Origin of the sequence: Paraburkholderia sp. A1RI_3L, from assembly GCF_048957895.1 — a bacterium.
Classification (GTDB): Bacteria; Pseudomonadota; Gammaproteobacteria; order Burkholderiales; family Burkholderiaceae; genus Paraburkholderia; species Paraburkholderia kururiensis.
In genome coordinates this window covers 1-754 of record NZ_JARCHA010000061.1, presented here as the reverse complement: position 1 = coordinate 754, position 754 = coordinate 1, and the positions used below count along the sequence as shown (strand labels likewise).

2 protein-coding genes are annotated in these 754 nt (G+C 54.1%); both read left to right on the top strand.

What is annotated here, in order from left to right; translation table 11 throughout:
• The coding region (locus PXJ20_RS32875) for a T6SS immunity protein Tli3 family protein (protein WP_421057511.1) at nucleotides 1-397 on the top strand (397 nt) is incomplete at its 5' end.
• Between the two features lie 39 nt (nucleotides 398-436).
• Nucleotides 437-754: PAAR domain-containing protein (locus PXJ20_RS32870; RefSeq protein WP_421057510.1), on the top strand; the 318-nt coding region annotated here is incomplete at its 3' end.

The following is a 754-nucleotide window of genomic DNA, read 5'->3' as shown; positions in this document are numbered from 1 at the left end:
CTATCCGGATGGACTGATTTGTGGTAACGGCGAAAAAGGCTGCGTCGTGCCTTTATGGTATTCGACAGACGGCGGGAAAACCTTCCATTCCAAGGTGTACATGGATCACAGCTTCAACGCGTTTGAGGACTCGAAAAACTATACGGTAGCGGTAACAAAGGATAGCCTGTTCATTTCCCAAAGCATCAGTAAAACAGCAGATGCCGTTGAAGTTGACCGTTATCCGCTTTTTCCTGGTTTCGTTTATGAGTCGAAGGAAAAACTTCCCGAAGGAAAACACATAGAGTTCGACACGAAGATGCCAGATGGACTGCGCACGCCATCCGGACAGGACCGCATCATTTGCGATCCGTCGATCAAGCCGACCAATCCCGACGCGCCGCTGGCTCCGCAGTGAGACATCGGGACCGATTACAAAGCAGCGAGCAACATCATCATGAAAACCCCCGTATGCCTCGGCGATGCGACCACGCACGGTGGCGTCGTTAAAACCGCATCTTCAGCGTTCAACCTCGATGGCAGGAAGGTCGCGCTGTGGCACGACATCGTGTCGTGCCCGCAGCACGGCGATAACCCGATATGGAAGGGGGGCTTGATGAGATACGTTACAGCCACAATGGCGTTGATCGCCCTTATGCAAGGGTGCACTGCACAGACGCCGGAACACACGAGCTTCGGGCTCGGAGATTTCATGAGTTCGGCGCTCAAGGAATTGCCGTACGACTCCCCGCCCCAGGTCATCTACCGGATTGAC